Origin of the sequence: Thalassotalea sp. PLHSN55 (assembly GCF_052030545.1) — a bacterium.
Lineage (GTDB): Bacteria > Pseudomonadota > Gammaproteobacteria > Enterobacterales > Alteromonadaceae > CANMXU01.
Window position 1 is genome coordinate 183,877 of the sequence record NZ_JBPDIH010000006.1, and the last position, 15,698, is coordinate 199,574.

The window sequence follows — 15,698 nt, forward strand, 5'->3', positions numbered from 1 at the left end:
TATTTAACTGTTTTTGCTGAACAAAAAGCTAAAAAAGTATGAAAGATTTTTCCCCTATCAATAAAATAAATCACCCGTTATTTACGAAACATGGCATTTCAGTTTCAATAAAACGTGACGATTTAATACATCCGATCATATCTGGTAACAAATGGCGCAAGCTAAAATGTAACTTAATTGAAACAAGGCAAGGCAACTACACTGGTGTATTAAGCTTTGGCGGCAGTTTTTCAAATCACATTCACGCACTCGCTTATGCTTGTTTTCAACAAAAAATCCCGTGTGTTGGCATTATTCGTGGTGAAGCTGAAAACGCCAGCAATTTTACCTTAACCTGCGCTCGACAATGGGGCATGCAATTGCACTTTGTTGACCGAAAAACTTACCGAAGAAGGCATGAGCCTGAATTCCATCAAGAGCTACTTCAAAGCTACCCTGGTTATTTTATTGTCCCAGAAGGTGGCAGCAACCAACTTGCCCTACCCGGTATGGCAGATGTTATTGACGAATTAAACCAGCAAGCAAGTTTTGATACCTTAATAACACCTGTTGGTAGTGGCGGCACATTAGCTGGTTTAATTAACGCAGATAACAATCAACATAAACTGCTTGGTATTGCCGTGCTAAAACAACAAGGCTACCTTAATGAGGCAGTAAACGACTTGCTTGGTGACAAAGCTGAAGGTTTTTCTAATTGGCAGATATTGAATCAATTTCATCGCGGCGGTTATGCCAAATTCAACGTTGAAGATGTACAGCGATTACAAGCATTTAAACACCATTGTGCGATCCCTTTTGAACCTGTTTATTCAGGGAAAATGATTTTGGCTTTACTCGACTTAGTTGAAAGTGGCTACTTTCCAGCAGGTCATCGCATTATGCTATTGCATACTGGCGGATTACAGGGACTTGGCGGCTTAACTGAGCGAGGTTTACTTGATAGTAAAGAGTGGCCGATGCCGCAGACAGATCTTAGCGGTAAGCTTTAAGCGGTAAGAACTTAGCTTCAAGCGATAAGTTGCTAGCGGTAAGCTATAAGAGCCAAACCGTAACAGGCAGTTCTTCAAACTTGCAGCTTCTAACTTGCAGCTTCTAACTTGTAGCTTTTAACTTTGGGGTTCCAGCATAAAAAAACGCTGTATTTTACCTAAGTAAAAGTACAGCGTTTTTAACTAACTTTATTGAGTAATAGAGTTAGTTCTTATGCTTCAGCAATAACGATAACTTTGATCGATGCGTCTACATCGTTGTGTAAGTGAAGAACGATATCGAACTCACCAACTTCACGAATAGAACCTAATGGTAAACGTACTTCAGCTTTAGTTACTTCAACGCCAGCTTCAGTGATCGCATCAGCGATGTCACGAGTACCAATTGAACCGAATAATTTACCTTCGTCACCAGCTTTTGATGCGATTGTAACTTCAGCAAGTTCAACTAATTTAGCACCACGAGCTTCTGCAGCAGCTAAACCTTCAGCTAATTTAGCTTCTAGTTCAGCGCGACGAGCTTCAAAGTGTTCAACGTTAGCTGCAGATGCAAATACTGCTTTACCTTTTGGTAATAAGTAGTTACGTGCATAACCAGACTTAACAGATACCTTGTCACCAAGGCCGCCTAATTTGGCGATTTTATCAAGAAGAATTACTTCCATTTTCAAAACCCCTTATTAGGTTACTTGTGTAAATCAGTATATGGTAATAATGCTAAGTAACGAGCACGCTTGATCGCACGACCAAGTTGACGTTGATATTTAGCAGCAGTACCAGTAATACGGCTAGGAACGATTTTACCACTTTCAGTGATGTAGTTTTTCAGCGTAGCAATATCTTTATAATCGATAGAGGTAGCGCCTTCCGCTGTGAAGCGGCAAAATTTACGACGTCTAAAAAAACGAGACATGGATTTCTCCTAATTAATCATTTCAATCTGTTGGGCATGTAATACTAAAAGCGGGTTACCGTTTCTAGATTCGTGACGGTTGATAAATCCAGTCACTTTTATGTTACATCCCGCAGTTAAATCACGAGTTAAGTGTTGTGATAATTCGCCAGTTGCCACCACTTGTATTCGAACAAACGCTTGTCTGCTCATGCCTGCTTCCATTTGCATGGACTTATGGTCCATTGAAAACTGACAATGATGAATACCTGCTGGGCTTGTTGAGTGTTTCGGTGGTTTAACCACTTCACCCACTAACACTAAGCAATTCTCTGTAGCAGAGTTTATCACTAGTTACTTATTCTTCGCTCGCAGCTTCTTCTGTTGTTTCAACAGCAGCTGGTGCTTCAGCAACTTCTTTCTTCACTTCGCGGCGATCTTCACGACGCTCTTCTTTAGCAGCAGCCATAGCTGACGCTTCAGTAACAGCACCTTTAGTACGCATGATCATGTTACGAATAACTACATCGTTATAACGGAAAGAGGTTTCTAATTCATCAATAACTGACTGTGGCGCTTCAATGTTCAAAAGAACATAGTGTGCTTTGTGTAACTTATTGATTGGGTATGCTAATTGGCGACGGCCCCAGTCTTCTAGACGGTGGATTTTGCCTTCAGCTGCACTGATTAAATCAGTGTAACGCTGAATCATACCAGGTACTTGTTCACTCTGATCAGGGTGAACCATAAATACGATTTCGTAATGACGCATTACGAGCTCCTTACGGTTGTAGCCTCATAATCTGGCACAGCCAACACCAGTTGAGACAAGGAACAAAAAATATTAAGGCTGTTTTAAGGGCGCGTATTGTAGGCAAATTAGCCAATAAAGGCAAGCAATAGTTTTTCGCTTAGCTAGCCGAGGCTTGGTCAAATTTATTTCAAACCGAATTCAGCTCAAATAATAAAAAAAGAGCCAACGCTGTGACTCTTTTTAAATGTTTACCGTAGCAACTTTATAATGGTAATACTTGGCCGTTAACTTTTAACTGTCCTTGCTCAAATTGTGCATCAAACGATAGTTTATCGGCATCTTTCACCAATAGTCCTTGCTCAACATACATGTCAATCATTCCCGCTAAGCCTAGGTTTTGGAAATAAGCTAAAGGTGCATTGCCTTGAGCATTAGCTTTTAAAGCCGCCATAATACTCATCGGGTTTTGAGCGTCATACATAGTGTGATCAATGGTCATTGACAAATCTGACTTAATTTCCCCATCAACGGTAGTAACGCTTAAATCATTGATATTAATTTCAGGATCATTAAGTAGCAGCTTAGATGCAACTGCCATAATCGCTTGAGTATCTTCTGCGCTAGGCTCACCCCCCATTTGGGCCATTAACTCATTGAGCTCTTGTAATACTTTGGTATCCAATTTATTGAGCGACATATCTATATTTAAGTTGTCTAGCTGCTGACCGTAGCTTGTTAACTTTTTAACTTGATAAACCAAGTTCATATTCATTAGCTCTTGCTCGATATCACTGTTGCCTGAAATGCCGAGCTTTTCAATATTAACTAAGCTATTACCAGCTTTATCTTGTGACGTAATGCTGTCAATCATCATCGAAAAATCACCCGAAGATAAGGCATTGCCCGAATAGATGTTACCGCTAATTATCTCTTGCTCGAAGGTCATTTCCAGAGGCGATACGGTGACAAGCGCATTGGGTCCATTAAAATCAAGCCCCGCCCAGTAAAAGTCACCAACAATGTACTTTTCATCTGATAAGATAAAATGACTATTAAATTCCCCTATTTTCACTGAATTTCCGTCTTGCTCAAAGCTCATTTGTGCTAACTTCATATCAGTGTTGTAATTCATCTGATAATCAATAAGTGAAGATATGGTCAGTTTTTCATTGAGCGAAGCGGTAAGTTTTTCAAGTTCCGCTTGTGCGTCTGCATCAGCAGTAACTAAATTAAAATTCAGCGTCGAGTCCGAGTGAGCCAAAGCAAAGGTAAGCCCATCACTATTAAAAATTACAGGGCCAAACGATAAAGTTTCGTTCACCGTAATTTCAAAATTTTCAAACTCCGCTTCCATACCTTTTAAAGTAAAGGTAATGCTTGATTCACCTGAAAACCAATTACTGGTAAAACGACGTTGTGTTATCGCTATGCTTGGGTTTTGCGCAACACTATTGGCAATATAATCATATTCTTGTTCCACCAAATGTCCGACAATTTTAGGACCCGCTAAACCAACACAAAGTAACGCGCCAATTGCAAATGCAGCTTTATTCATTATTTATTCCTTGAATTCCTTTTGATACGACTTTTGTACTAGAGCGTGTTGACCTTTGAGATATAAGTTTTGTTCGAATTAAACGAACCTTAGTAACAGCGTTTATTGCCTATTGCTACGACGTTGCCCCACATGGATGTGGGGTAAGGTGACTTTGCAGGAGCATAAAGTCTTTATCACTTATTTATGCGGAACAACCACACTACATAAGTGCTGCCTTGTAAAAATACGCAACATACAGCGGCAAAAACATACACCAAAGATAAACACGCTCTAAATCTATGAGCCAACAACATGACATTAAAATACTATACAATCAAGAAGTAACAGCTAATTAGGATAGAAATTCAAGTAAACCGGCGCAGTAAAATTGCCGCCGATAGCTTTTGCAGGGTGATGATTGAAAAAATTGATAGGAAACTTTCGTAACTCGGTTAATAAGCACTGTGACGTCAGTTTTTTACCACAGAGTTTTGCCGCTTGGGTAAATACATAAGCATTTAAATAACCTTCTAGCTGAATTTGGTCAAGGTCGTAATAACCCGCGATATTCATGTCTTTAATAAACTGTTGGCATATGGCAACTTCACACAAATTAGGATCAGGCATCACCTCAGTTACTATCACTTTAACCGGCTTTTGGGTTTTGATACGACTAAATAATTCATAGCTTGAGATAAAAGAAACCGTCGAATAATAAGGCGTAAAATTGTCAGAGTCAGCTCGGTTAATTAATTCAGCCATGGGTTTATATGTACCCACAAAAAGTACAACATCGACTTTATTGTCTTTTAATATTTCGAGCGCTAGTGCTATATCATTAGTATTTCGACGATAACGCGTTACAACTTGTGGAGTAATGCCTACTTCTGACATCGTATTGATATAACCTTGCTCTACCGCTAAACCAAATTCATCAGCTTGAATTAATAAACCAAATTTTTTTAATGTCGGGTTTTTAAGTAAATACTTAATTTGAGCTTGGGCTTCTTGATAGTAACTCGCACGCAAATTATACACATCGTTGGCGTCATTCGCGCGGAGAAACTCAGCCCCAGTAAAAGGCATTAACAAGGGTAATTTGCTTGCTTTTATCATCGGCATAGCGGCATTGGTTGTGGGTGTACCAACAAAATTAAAAAAGCCAAATAAGTTAGCTTCATTTAATAGCATTTGCACATTACCTACCATTTTAAAGGGTTCGTAACCATCATCTCTGATCAGCAATTTAACTTGTTGACCGTTAATACCACCTAGTAAATTAACTTTATTAAAATAAACTTTTGCTCCTTGGTTTAGTCGAATACCTAACTGTTTGGCGGGTCCTGTTTGTGCATTAGATACACCTAGTACAATGGCGTTCGACTTTTCATCAAAAGCAAGGCTTTGCTGCGCATAACCAAATACGGCAAAAACAAAGAAAAGCACTTTAACGACGTTTTTAGGCATCAGCAAAATAGCAAACCCGTTTAATTAATGTGTATATTTTCAGTAAAGTAAAAAACACTATTAATGATAAAAGTGCTTCACCCACTACATAATTAAAGGTTAGTTGAATTTGAAGAAATAGGAAAAGAATTGCTTTAAGTCTTTATTTTAGCTGCTTTTAGACTAGCGATAACAAGGCATCAGCTCGCCTAAAAGAATACTTTTAGAAAATAAAGTTAACGTAATCAGGCTAAAGTTATCCAATATATATTAGAAATACTGTGACTTTTATCACATTTTTTTGTACTTTTGTGTAAATCCACTAAATTTATAATAACAATACATGGATCGTATCAAGGACCCTTATGCCTTCTAAAACCCTTTCTTTAAAACGTAAACTTATTATTTTGCTCATTGCCGTAATTGTCGGTTTATTTTTATTACTTATCACCACAAACTACTTTTCACTGAAAGTAAGGCAGCTTGAACAAGCTAAAAGTAGCATTCAACAGCTTAACATTATTGCCCTACAACTGCGCAGAAATGAAAAAGACTTTATCATCAGAAAAGACACAAAATATGTTGAAAAACACGCTCAAACTTATCAGCAATTATCGGCTGAGCTTGCAAACCTTAAGCGCTTAAATGAGCAAATTAGCGCTGAGCTACCGATAGCAAATTTAACTTCAAGTTTTGAGCTTTACCAACAACAGTTTCAAAAACTAGCCACGGCGATGACAGACAAAGGACTAAATAAAAATTCAGGTCGTTACGGTGAATTAAGACGTGCAACACATGAGCTAGAAAGTGTTTTAAAAGAACTTAACGAAAGTGAAAACCAGATAAAATTACTGACAATTCGCCGCCATGAAAAAGATTATATGTTACGCGGCGAACAAAAATATCTAGAGCAACTGCAACAAGTATTATTTGAATTAAAGGCATCAACCGACCACCTTGCTGGCACCAAACAATATATCCAAAAATATGAGCTTGCCATGGAGCATTACGCGGCGATAGACGTAACTATTGGTATGTCGCAAAACGAAGGTATTCGAGGCGAAATGCGCAAAGCAATACAAAGCGCGGAGAAAACCTTAATCGCGACAGTAACAACCGCCACCACCTTTATTGAGCGCCGAGAAAGCACGGCTTTTTGGACATCACTTTTTTGTTTTATGATAATTTCTGGTGGCTTAGCCACTTTCATTCTAAAGCTTATTCCTATTATTATTTCCCCGATCAAAAGTGCGGTAATCGCTATAGAAGAAGTCATCGAAAAACGTGATTTTTCTCGGCAAGTTGCCAAAGAAACCAATGATGAATTTGGTCAGGTCATTGATGCGATAAATAACTTTATTACGTTCACGCACAAAATAAATTCAGCCGTAGAAGATTTACGCCAAGTCAGTGTTACCGTTGAGCAAAATGCGCAGCAAACCCAATCAGGGTTATTGTCACAATCAATGAAAAGTGAGCAAGTTTCAACAGCAACAGTACAGCTTGATTCGTCTACCGCTGGCATTGTAACCAGCACAACTCGCACCGCCGAAACGGCAGAGCTTATTGCCAAGCAAGCGTATAAAGGTAAAGAGCAGCTGCGAGATCTCAGTCAGTTTTTAGATCAAAACGCCCAAGAGCTCATTGGCTCAGCTCAAGATATTCAACATTTAGAAGAAAAGTGCCAGTCGATTAATGGCTTTATTAATGAAATAAAAAGTATTGCTGAGCAAACGAACTTACTCGCCTTAAATGCTGCTATTGAAGCCGCTCGTGCAGGTGAGTCAGGTAGAGGATTTTCTGTCGTGGCTGACGAGGTAAGATCGCTTGCAACAAGAACGCAGTCATCAACCGAGCAAATTACCGATATTATTGGTCAATTACAGCAAATCACCTCTGTTGCTGTGGAAAAAGTACAATCTTGCTGTGAAGGCAGCCAAGAAAACATTGCCCATATTCATCAGTCAGAGCAAACTCTTGGCGATATTATTGATGAAGTTAATGCCATACATGAGCTTACTTCAAATATTGTCGGAGCGGTAAAAGAGCAAAGCCAAGCGATTCATGAAATTTCGGTCAATATTACTGAGATAAAAGATGACAATGCCCAGTTAGTCAATCAAGCTCAAACCAGTGTTGATACTTGCAGCTTAGCCAACAAAAAAACGGTCAGTTTACTGACTTACAAACTGAATTAAAATTAAAGCTTAAGTAGCTGATAGTATTTGATAATAAAAAGCAAAAAGGCGATTAACCAGAAGTTAATCGCCTTTTAAACTATTGAGCAATAATAGCAGAGCAGTTTATCACTGGCGCTGTCTTACAATTTCAAATAAGCAAATGCCGGTAGCAACTGACACATTTAAACTCGATACGCTGCCCGCCATCGGTAATTTCACTAACTCGTCACAGGTTTCTTTAGTTAAACGGCGCATGCCTTTACCTTCTGCGCCCATAACCAATGCCATTGGCCCTGATAACTTGACGTCGTATAAACAGGTATCCGTTTCACCAGCAGTACCAATGATCCAAACGCCCATTTCTTGTAGCTGTTTCATCGTACGCGCTAAGTTGGTCACTTGTACTAATGGCACAGTTTCAGCGGCGCCTACCGCCACTTTTCTCACCGTTGCCGTTAATCGCGCAGCGTTATCTTTTGGCACAACAATCGCTTGCACGCCAGCAGCATCAGCATTACGTAAACACGCGCCTAAGTTGTGTGGGTCAGTTACACCGTCAAGAATTAATAAAAACGGCTGCTGACCTTTTTTCTCTGCGGCGCTAAGAATGGCGTCTAAATCATTTTCGGTGTAAGTTTTCCCTTGCTTAACACGGGCAACAACACCTTGGTGCTGCTCACCTTCACTTTTATCGTCAAGTACTTTACGGTTGACCTGTTGCGCCGGTATACCGTATTTACGTGATAAGTTAATAATCGGTTTTAAGCGCTCGTCGTCGCGGCCTTTTAATAACCATAATTCAATAAAACGTTCAGGAGATCTTTTAATTAGTTCATTTACAGCGTGAATACCAAAAACTAATTCATCATTTTTTGCCATGGGTTTACTCGTTATATTCTGTTCTGTTAATCGATATTTTTTACGTTAATCACCTATGCTATTTGTTAGCATTTTTACGGGCGTTTTTACCTGGACGTTTTTTACGTGCTTTACGTTTTTCAGCCTTAGGTTTTTCTTTTTTGTTTTTGACTTTACTGGCTTTTTTACTTTTGCCAAACGTCGTCGCCTCTTTGGCTTTTTTCTTGTCTTTATTTTTGCCTTTTTGACTGTTTTTACTTGCAGATTCGCTACGTCGAGGTTTTGCTTTTTTTAACAGTGGGTTGTCAGTACCCAGCACTAAATCGATTTTCTTTTCATCTAAATTAACCGCAGCGACTTGTACTTCAAGCAAATCACCAACATGGTATTTAACACCTGTTTTTTCACCCGTTAAGCACATTCTTACATCATCGTAATGATAATAATCGCGGCCTAATGAGGTGATATGTACTAAACCTTCAATGTGTAAATCGGTTAAACGCACAAACATGCCAAAGTTAGTCACGGTTGAAATAACCCCGGTAAAGCTGTCACCAACATGATCTTGCATGTATTCACATTTAAGCCAGTCAGAAACATCGCGCGTGGCATCATCAGCGCGGCGTTCGGTCATCGAGCAATGTTCACCTAATTGTATAACCGCTTCAACGTCATAGCTGTAACAACCTTCATTAACGGCGTTATTTTCTTGGCTTTCTAAAATCGCTTTAATAACGCGATGAATCACTAAGTCAGGGTAACGACGGATCGGTGAAGTAAAGTGGCTGTATGAGTCAAGCGCTAAGCCAAAATGGCCTAAATTGTCAGATTGATAAACCGCTTGTCGCATTGAACGCAGCAGCATGGTTTGAATCAATTCTTTATCAGGTCGGTCTGCAACTTTTGCTAAAATATCGCCATAATCGGCAGGATCTGGCTGCTCTTTTTTCGGTAGTTCAATGCCAAGTTCAGCCAAGTAGCTAACAAAATTATTGTATTTGTCCTCACTTGGTTTATCGTGCACACGGAACAAGCCCGGCATTTGATGCTTTTCAACAAATTTAGCCGTAGCCACGTTCGCTAAAATCATACATTCTTCGATGATTTTATGTGCGTCGTTACGAATAAGCGGCACAATCGAGTCAATTTTACGATCTTGATTGAATAGGAAAATCGACTCTTCAGTTTCAAAAGCAATGGCGCCACGTTGCTCACGTGCCGCTGATAACGCAATATACATGCGATTTAGCTCTTCCAAATCTGGCACTTGTTTTTTGTATTGCTGACGTAATGCTTCATCAGGCGCATTGTCACTATCACCTAAAATAGCGGCCACTTTAGTGTAGGTAAAACGTGCGTGCGAGCGCATAACCGCGGGATAGAATTTACTGCCCGACAATTTACCCGCGGCGCTAACGGTCATTTCACAAACCATACATAAACGATCAACGTCAGGGTTTAATGAGCACAAGCCATTAGACAGTTTCTCTGGCAACATTGGAATAACTTGGCTTGGAAAATACACCGAGTTACCACGGGCAATCGCTTCTTCATCAAGCGCGGTACCAGGGCGCACATAATAACTTACATCGGCAATGGCCACCCATAAGCGCCAACCACCACTTTTTTTCTTTTCACAGTACACGGCATCATCAAAATCACGCGCATCTTCACCATCAATAGTCACTAATGGCAGGTCACGTAAATCAACACGTCCTGCTTTTGCCGCTTCATCTACCTCATCGGCGATGCCACTGACTTCTGCTAACACTTCTGGCGAAAACTGGTGCGGTAAGTCATGCTCGCGCAGGGCAATATCTATTTCCATACCCGGCGCTAAATGATCACCTAATACTTCTGCAATTTCACCAACAGCATTGGCACGTTTGGTCGGTCTTTGCACAATATTTACTACCACGATTTGACCATGGCGAGCGCCGTTTTTCGCTTTTGGATCAATCAAAATATCTTGTTTGATGCGCGCATCGTCTGGCACTACGCACGCAACATTATGTTCAACATAAAAACGACCAACAATACCGCTACTGCGCGGTTTAATCACATCAAGTATGCGAATTTCTTTCCGGCCTTTGCGATCGGTTCTATCAAGCAAAATACCTTCGACAACATCACCATGGAAAACACGCTGCATTTCATGAGAAGAGATATAAAAGTCTTTACCGCCGGTATCTGGCGCAAAAAAACCATAACCGTCGCGGTGACCAATCACCTTACCCGTTAAGACACTGCTTTTTGCCGGAATGGTGTATTGTTTGAATTTATTAAAAAATACCTGCCCCGCATTTTCCATTGCCCTTAAACGACGTTTTACTGCGATCATGTCGTTTTCTTCGGTGTATTTAAGTGTTTTGCAAAGGTCGTGAAAGGTCGGCGGCGTAAAAGCTTGTTCGATGAGCGAGATCAGCAGTTCACGACTTGCCACAGGCTTATCGTACTTTTTAGCTTCACGTTTTTTATGGGGGTCGTTTATGGTCACAAATAAATACTTAAGATTGTTTACTTTTTCTTAAGTATATCTCAGTTACAACACTTATACCTAAACTACTTGCCTTAATGCTTGCCTTAATGTTTGTGCGAAGCAGAAAAAGGTTTTAGTAATGTTGTTTTTTCGCTTGATTAACCACATGTTCAGGCATTTTTTCTGCAAGACTGGCAAGCAAGGTCGCTATTTTTTGATGTGTTTTTTTATCATCGGTTACAGCATGATGAAGCAATGAATAAAGCTCAGGGTAATCGAGTGGACTACCTAAGCCTTGCTGATAGATTTCAGCTAAGCGAATTTGCGCGTTTAAATTTTTAAGTAATGCGGCTTCTTTTAAGTAGATAATCGCTTTATCGGTATCGACTTGCATAAATTTGCCGACATGATGATAACGTCCTAACTGCTCTAATGCTTCAGGCAAGCCTTGATCAGCTGACAGTTTCATATAATGAAGTCCTAGCGAAATATCTTTTTTAATACAAACACCATAAGCAAGCATATCGCCCCATAAAAACTGATACGACGGCATTTTTGCTTTAAGTGCACGCGCTTCAATATCTTGAACTAGTTGGCAGTCGTCTAGGACCACTTGTCCTAAATGTTTATTTTCTTTAATAAGATCAAGAAGCTGATTGTCTGTGTATATTTGCACAGCACGCAGTTCTTTACTTTGTACGCCAAAGCTCAACACGATCAAAGAAATGAATAACACTATAATGCGCATAAAACACCTTAACTCTCAGAAAAAAGATAACGACAAACATTCGTCGTTATTTAGGTTATCGACCGTTAATACTAAAAATTGACACTTTTTTGCTTTCATCAATCAACGGAACAATTATTAGTAACTAAGCAATAATAATACCATTAACCCTGTCACAATTAGGTTTTTGCTTGCACTTGCCGCTATTAAGGTATACAAATAAAACTAAGTTTAAGCGATTAAGGTTGATCACGATGTCTGAACTTAACCAATTGATTGAAAACTCACGTATTAATGAAAGCATTGCCGAAAAGCTTTTTGAGATAGAAACGCAAGTATTGGCATGTCAGTCGAGTCATCAATTGCTAGAACTGTTACTCACCTCCATTAAAGATAAGTTTAATTTAACCGGCATAAGTCTATTAATGGTGGAACCAACGCCAATTAGTTACCTCCTTAACGGCAATATTCAGTCACCTTGGCACCAACAAAATACCCGTGCGATCAGTAGCGACAAGCTGACTAAACTTCATCCCGATAATAAGCCACTGTTAAGTAATCAAGTTTCAGACTTTGCAAACACCTTACCAAAAAGCTTATTAGCACAGGCAAAGTCACTGGCGCTAACACCACTTAAATTAGAAAATAAACTCTTTGCCAGCTTACTGTTTACTGATAGCGATCCTAGCCGTTTTCACCCTGAATTGGGCACTTATCATTTAGAGCAGTTGGCAGTAAAAGTAAGTCTGTGTTTATCAAACGTGTTAATACGCGAGCAATTAGAGCATATGGCGCATTACGATCGCTTAACTGGCGTAGCCAACCGACGCTTAATGGAAGACTGCATTGCGCAAGAGCTTATTCGTCAAAAACGTTACGGCGTGCCGTTTTCGGTAATTTTTATCGACTGCAATAAATTCAAACAAATCAATGATACTTACGGCCACGACTGTGGCGACAAAGTACTGACTTATGTGGCAACTAGTCTTAAAGAGCTGATCAGGGAAAATGATCAATGCTTTCGTTATGCCGGAGATGAATTTGTTATCACCTTAGCCAGTCAAACCTATGGTGAAGCGGTATTAGCTGCCAAACGCTTGAGTGATTTTTTCATTAACAACCCCATGCCCTATCAAGGCAAGCAACTGCCAATTAGTATTAGTTGTGGCGTGGCCGCCAGTAATGGTCAACAAAACATGGATGAATTATTAAAAGCTGCCGATACTCAACTTTATCAACAAAAATCACTCTGTAGTGCGGGAAAGTAAACTACTCTTAAAGTAAATAATCAATTAACAAAGCAATGGAATCGCTTAAATGACAATTGAAATTAGTATTGATGAATTACAGGTCGGGCATTTTGTCATTAGTATTGCCGAGCAAAGTGGGCATTATCATCTAACTGAGCAAGGCTTAATAAAAAGTAATGCGGTCATTAATAATTTGCGCGTAAAAGGCATAACGCGTATTCAGGTTGACTTGTCACAATCAAAATTTCCTTCTGCAATACCGTCTTCAAAATCGCAGCAAGCAACGGATGATTTACCCTTAATTGAGTCGCCAATGTTGGCAGAAGTAAAATCTGCCAAACGACTTTTTAAGCGTTCTAAAAATATTGCTGAAAAAGTTTATCAAGACGTTAGTGCTGGCCGAAAGCTTGATGTAATGCCCGTTATTGATATCACCAACAATACCATAGATACCATTTTTACCAACCCCGATGCACTTGCCTGCGTGATTAATATTCGCCGTAAAGATGATTATTTATTAGAGCATTCAGTTGCTGTATCCGTATTAATGACACTTTTTTGTCGTTATTTACAAATCGACAGAGCAACCACTGAGCAACTTGCCATTGGCGCTTTTTTGCATGATGTTGGCAAAATCATGATCCCAGAGCATATTTTACATAAGCCCGGTAAATTAACAGAAGCAGAGTTTACCGTGATGAAGACCCATGTGAATCATTCCATTAACATCATCAAACAAACCGACGGGATCTCTGCCATCAGTCTAGAAGTGGCGACCTTACATCATGAAAAACTTAATGGCACAGGCTATCCGTTTGCAGTGCCTGGTGAAGAAATTTCTCGCTTTGGCCGCATGATCACCATTTGCGACATTTTTGATGCCTTAACAGCAAACCGCGTTTATAAAGAAGGTTTTAGTCATGTAAAATCATTTAGTATTTTACGGCAATTAGCGCAAGATAATCAGCTAGATACTCAATTAGTTGATCAGTTTATAAAATGCATGGGCGTCTACCCCGTTGGTTCATTAGTGCAACTTGGTTCAAACAAATTAGCCATTGTAGAAAGTCGCAATGACCACGATCCGGTTAACCCGCAAGTGCGTACTTTTTATAGATCAGATAGAAATAGTTATGAGCGAATCGAAGATATCGATTTAGCCACCAACGACGACTTTATCGAAAAAGAAGTTCGCGCCGATGACTTTGATTTAGATATGAACCAAATTATTGAGTTCATTTTAATGGAAGGCTAATACATTTTTGCCGAGCGAATTAACGCAATGAGTCTTTGAAACTGTTGAGTAACTTAGCAATGCCTGTAGCACTTTGGGTTAAGTATTCTGCATCGGTTTTGTTCATCAAAAACTCAGAAAAACCCTCTAGTTTATCAATTTCTGCTTGGCTTAACGCTTTAAACGCCATCGACCAATTAGCAAAGCTTCTTTTGTTAATCTCTTTACGCTGTACCACTGTATTACCGGCGTTGCGGTTATCTTTAACAATAGCTTGATAGATTTCATCAACATCTTTAGCGTCACCTTCAAGCACTTGCAGAAAACTATAATTAGCGTAAAGCAACATGCCGGTAACCTGTTGCGCTTTGTTTCTTTCTCGCGCTTGCTCAAGTAATTCCAGCAAGCTGTCTTTGTCCATAATTTTTGTTGCCGCACTTACATAGATCAAATGGATCATATGAACTTTTTCCTTAAAGTGATTGATACCAATGACCTTAATATTTTAGTTGCTTGGTATTATTGAACCTGAGCTCGATTAATAGCTATTTTACTAAATAAATGATCACTCAGCTTGAGATAATTCCCCTGTAAAAACATAGCACTAATAGAGTATAAATAGCAAAAATAAGCATAGGTAAAAATGATAAAGAATGAAGCGGCAAAGTAATTAAGAAGCAAGGTAAAAAAGAAAGATAAGGAAGAAAACGCTTAGCTAGCAACAACTAACTAAGCGAGAAATAGCGATTAACCAAGTAATTGACCTAAACCGTCAGTCAATACTTGCTTGGCTTTTTGACCTTGTTCTGTATCTAAATAGCTTTGCGCACTTGAAACAAAACCACTGATCATGTCAGGGGTTAAACCTAAGGCTTCAAATTGCTTTTTAACATCGTTAATAGATTTTAAGGAATCGCTATATTCAGAGGCTTTATCAAGTAAGCCACCTAAACCTTCACTTGAACTTAACTGGCTAATATCAGGCATATTAGCAACTAACCCTTCAGCGCCAGGCAAAGATTGAGCAAGCTGCTGAAATTGTTCTGCTGAAACATTGTTTTTTACGTAATTTAAAATAGCGCCCATGCCACCGGCGGCTTGTTCTGAATTGACGTCAAGTGAACTGGTTAACATATCAATCAAGCCACTTGTGCTTGGTAACGCGCTTGTGTCTTGTTCAATCGTTTGCTGCTTTTCTTCACCTAAGCCGACGAGGCTTTTTAAGCTATCAAGCCAGCTTGTTTCTTCAGCAACAGCTGAAGTGCTTAAGATTGATGCGGTTAATAATACGATGAGTTTTTTCATTAAATTGATCCGTAAATTAGTGTGTAACTACTTTGTAAAAACCAAGT

15 protein-coding genes are annotated in these 15,698 nt (G+C 39.4%); 4 read left to right on the forward strand and 11 right to left on the reverse strand.

Translation table 11 applies throughout. From position 1 onward, the window contains the following. Positions 1–38 precede the first annotated feature (38 nt). The gene (locus ACRRSQ_RS13370) at positions 39–989 is read left to right on the forward strand and encodes a 1-aminocyclopropane-1-carboxylate deaminase/D-cysteine desulfhydrase (RefSeq protein WP_440876256.1); all 951 of its coding nucleotides are present in this window, start codon (positions 39–41) and stop codon (positions 987–989) included. A gap of 212 nt (positions 990–1,201) precedes the next feature. Here the strand turns inward: ACRRSQ_RS13370 and rplI are convergent, their stop codons facing one another. The 6 genes from rplI to ACRRSQ_RS13400 all read right to left on the reverse strand — a co-directional run bounded on the left by rplI (position 1,202) and on the right by ACRRSQ_RS13400 (position 5,639). Next, complete coding sequence (gene rplI, locus ACRRSQ_RS13375; protein WP_440876257.1) at positions 1,202–1,654, reverse strand: 50S ribosomal protein L9; 453 nt, start codon at positions 1,652–1,654, stop codon at positions 1,202–1,204. A 20-nt stretch (positions 1,655–1,674) separates the two neighbouring features. After that, positions 1,675–1,902 carry a 30S ribosomal protein S18 gene (gene rpsR / locus ACRRSQ_RS13380; protein ID WP_070375547.1) on the reverse strand — a complete coding sequence of 76 codons (228 nt, stop codon included), beginning with the start codon at positions 1,900–1,902 and terminating at the stop codon, positions 1,675–1,677. Positions 1,903–1,911: 9 nt separating this feature from the next. Then, the gene (gene priB / locus ACRRSQ_RS13385) at positions 1,912–2,232 is read right to left on the reverse strand and encodes a primosomal replication protein N (RefSeq protein WP_440876258.1); all 321 of its coding nucleotides are present in this window, start codon (positions 2,230–2,232) and stop codon (positions 1,912–1,914) included. A gap of 7 nt (positions 2,233–2,239) precedes the next feature. Next, the gene (rpsF, locus tag ACRRSQ_RS13390) at positions 2,240–2,653 is read right to left on the reverse strand and encodes a 30S ribosomal protein S6 (RefSeq protein WP_440876259.1); all 414 of its coding nucleotides are present in this window, start codon (positions 2,651–2,653) and stop codon (positions 2,240–2,242) included. A gap of 244 nt (positions 2,654–2,897) precedes the next feature. Beyond that, positions 2,898–4,190, reverse strand: a complete 1,293-nt coding sequence (locus ACRRSQ_RS13395; protein ID WP_440876260.1) for a DUF945 family protein — start codon at positions 4,188–4,190, stop codon at positions 2,898–2,900. Between the two features lie 330 nt (positions 4,191–4,520). Then, positions 4,521–5,639 carry an ABC transporter substrate-binding protein gene (locus ACRRSQ_RS13400; protein WP_440876261.1) on the reverse strand — a complete coding sequence of 373 codons (1,119 nt, stop codon included), beginning with the start codon at positions 5,637–5,639 and terminating at the stop codon, positions 4,521–4,523. 344 nt (positions 5,640–5,983) lie between these two features. On the opposite strand from ACRRSQ_RS13400, the gene ACRRSQ_RS13405 reads away from it, so the two are divergent. Next, entirely contained in the window at positions 5,984–7,816 is a 1,833-nt protein-coding gene (locus tag ACRRSQ_RS13405) for a methyl-accepting chemotaxis protein (RefSeq protein WP_440876262.1), read from the forward strand. Positions 7,817–7,924: 108 nt separating this feature from the next. Here the strand turns inward: ACRRSQ_RS13405 and rlmB are convergent, their stop codons facing one another. From rlmB to ACRRSQ_RS13420, 3 genes are all read right to left on the reverse strand, one after another. Further along, positions 7,925–8,677 (reverse strand): 23S rRNA (guanosine(2251)-2'-O)-methyltransferase RlmB, encoded by a 753-nt coding sequence (gene rlmB / locus ACRRSQ_RS13410; protein ID WP_440876263.1) that lies wholly within the window; start codon positions 8,675–8,677, stop codon positions 7,925–7,927. Between the two features lie 58 nt (positions 8,678–8,735). Beyond that, positions 8,736–11,153 (reverse strand): ribonuclease R, encoded by a 2,418-nt coding sequence (rnr, locus tag ACRRSQ_RS13415; protein WP_440876264.1) that lies wholly within the window; start codon positions 11,151–11,153, stop codon positions 8,736–8,738. Positions 11,154–11,268: 115 nt separating this feature from the next. Beyond that, positions 11,269–11,883: a tetratricopeptide repeat protein gene (locus tag ACRRSQ_RS13420; RefSeq protein ID WP_440876265.1), complete on the reverse strand. Its 615-nt coding sequence runs from the start codon at positions 11,881–11,883 to the stop codon at positions 11,269–11,271. Positions 11,884–12,116: 233 nt separating this feature from the next. Here ACRRSQ_RS13420 and ACRRSQ_RS13425 point away from each other — a divergent pair, with 233 nt between their 5' ends. Both ACRRSQ_RS13425 and ACRRSQ_RS13430 read left to right on the forward strand, forming a co-directional pair. Continuing rightward, positions 12,117–13,130, forward strand: coding sequence for a sensor domain-containing diguanylate cyclase (locus ACRRSQ_RS13425; RefSeq protein WP_440876266.1), 1,014 nt, complete (start codon positions 12,117–12,119; stop codon positions 13,128–13,130). Positions 13,131–13,179: 49 nt separating this feature from the next. Then, positions 13,180–14,367: an HD-GYP domain-containing protein gene (locus ACRRSQ_RS13430; protein WP_440876267.1), complete on the forward strand. Its 1,188-nt coding sequence runs from the start codon at positions 13,180–13,182 to the stop codon at positions 14,365–14,367. A gap of 19 nt (positions 14,368–14,386) precedes the next feature. On the opposite strand, the gene ACRRSQ_RS13435 is transcribed toward ACRRSQ_RS13430, so the two are convergent. Together ACRRSQ_RS13435 and ACRRSQ_RS13440 are read right to left on the reverse strand one after the other, a co-directional pair. Then, entirely contained in the window at positions 14,387–14,806 is a 420-nt protein-coding gene (locus tag ACRRSQ_RS13435; RefSeq protein ID WP_440876268.1) for a BLUF domain-containing protein, read from the reverse strand. Between the two features lie 287 nt (positions 14,807–15,093). Next, a complete protein-coding gene (locus ACRRSQ_RS13440; RefSeq protein ID WP_440876269.1) occupies positions 15,094–15,651 on the reverse strand; it encodes a DUF2780 domain-containing protein in 558 nt (185 codons plus the stop codon). Positions 15,652–15,698: the final 47 nt, after the last annotated feature.

Excerpts from the sequence above, each read along its gene's own strand:
- ACRRSQ_RS13370 (WP_440876256.1), top strand. The coding sequence starts at position 39 with ATGAAAGATTTTTCCCCTATCAATAAAATAAATCACCCGTTATTTACG.
- rplI (WP_440876257.1), bottom strand. The coding sequence starts at position 1,654 with ATGGAAGTAATTCTTCTTGATAAAATCGCCAAATTAGGCGGCCTTGGT.
- rpsR (WP_070375547.1), bottom strand. The coding sequence starts at position 1,902 with ATGTCTCGTTTTTTTAGACGTCGTAAATTTTGCCGCTTCACAGCGGAA.
- rpsF (WP_440876259.1), bottom strand. The coding sequence starts at position 2,653 with ATGCGTCATTACGAAATCGTATTTATGGTTCACCCTGATCAGAGTGAA.
- ACRRSQ_RS13395 (WP_440876260.1), bottom strand. The coding sequence starts at position 4,190 with ATGAATAAAGCTGCATTTGCAATTGGCGCGTTACTTTGTGTTGGTTTA.
- ACRRSQ_RS13400 (WP_440876261.1), bottom strand. The coding sequence starts at position 5,639 with ATGCCTAAAAACGTCGTTAAAGTGCTTTTCTTTGTTTTTGCCGTATTT.
- ACRRSQ_RS13405 (WP_440876262.1), top strand. The coding sequence starts at position 5,984 with ATGCCTTCTAAAACCCTTTCTTTAAAACGTAAACTTATTATTTTGCTC.
- rlmB (WP_440876263.1), bottom strand. The coding sequence starts at position 8,677 with ATGGCAAAAAATGATGAATTAGTTTTTGGTATTCACGCTGTAAATGAA.
- ACRRSQ_RS13420 (WP_440876265.1), bottom strand. The coding sequence starts at position 11,883 with ATGCGCATTATAGTGTTATTCATTTCTTTGATCGTGTTGAGCTTTGGC.
- ACRRSQ_RS13425 (WP_440876266.1), top strand. The coding sequence starts at position 12,117 with ATGTCTGAACTTAACCAATTGATTGAAAACTCACGTATTAATGAAAGC.
- ACRRSQ_RS13430 (WP_440876267.1), top strand. The coding sequence starts at position 13,180 with ATGACAATTGAAATTAGTATTGATGAATTACAGGTCGGGCATTTTGTC.
- ACRRSQ_RS13435 (WP_440876268.1), bottom strand. The coding sequence starts at position 14,806 with ATGATCCATTTGATCTATGTAAGTGCGGCAACAAAAATTATGGACAAA.
- ACRRSQ_RS13440 (WP_440876269.1), bottom strand. The coding sequence starts at position 15,651 with ATGAAAAAACTCATCGTATTATTAACCGCATCAATCTTAAGCACTTCA.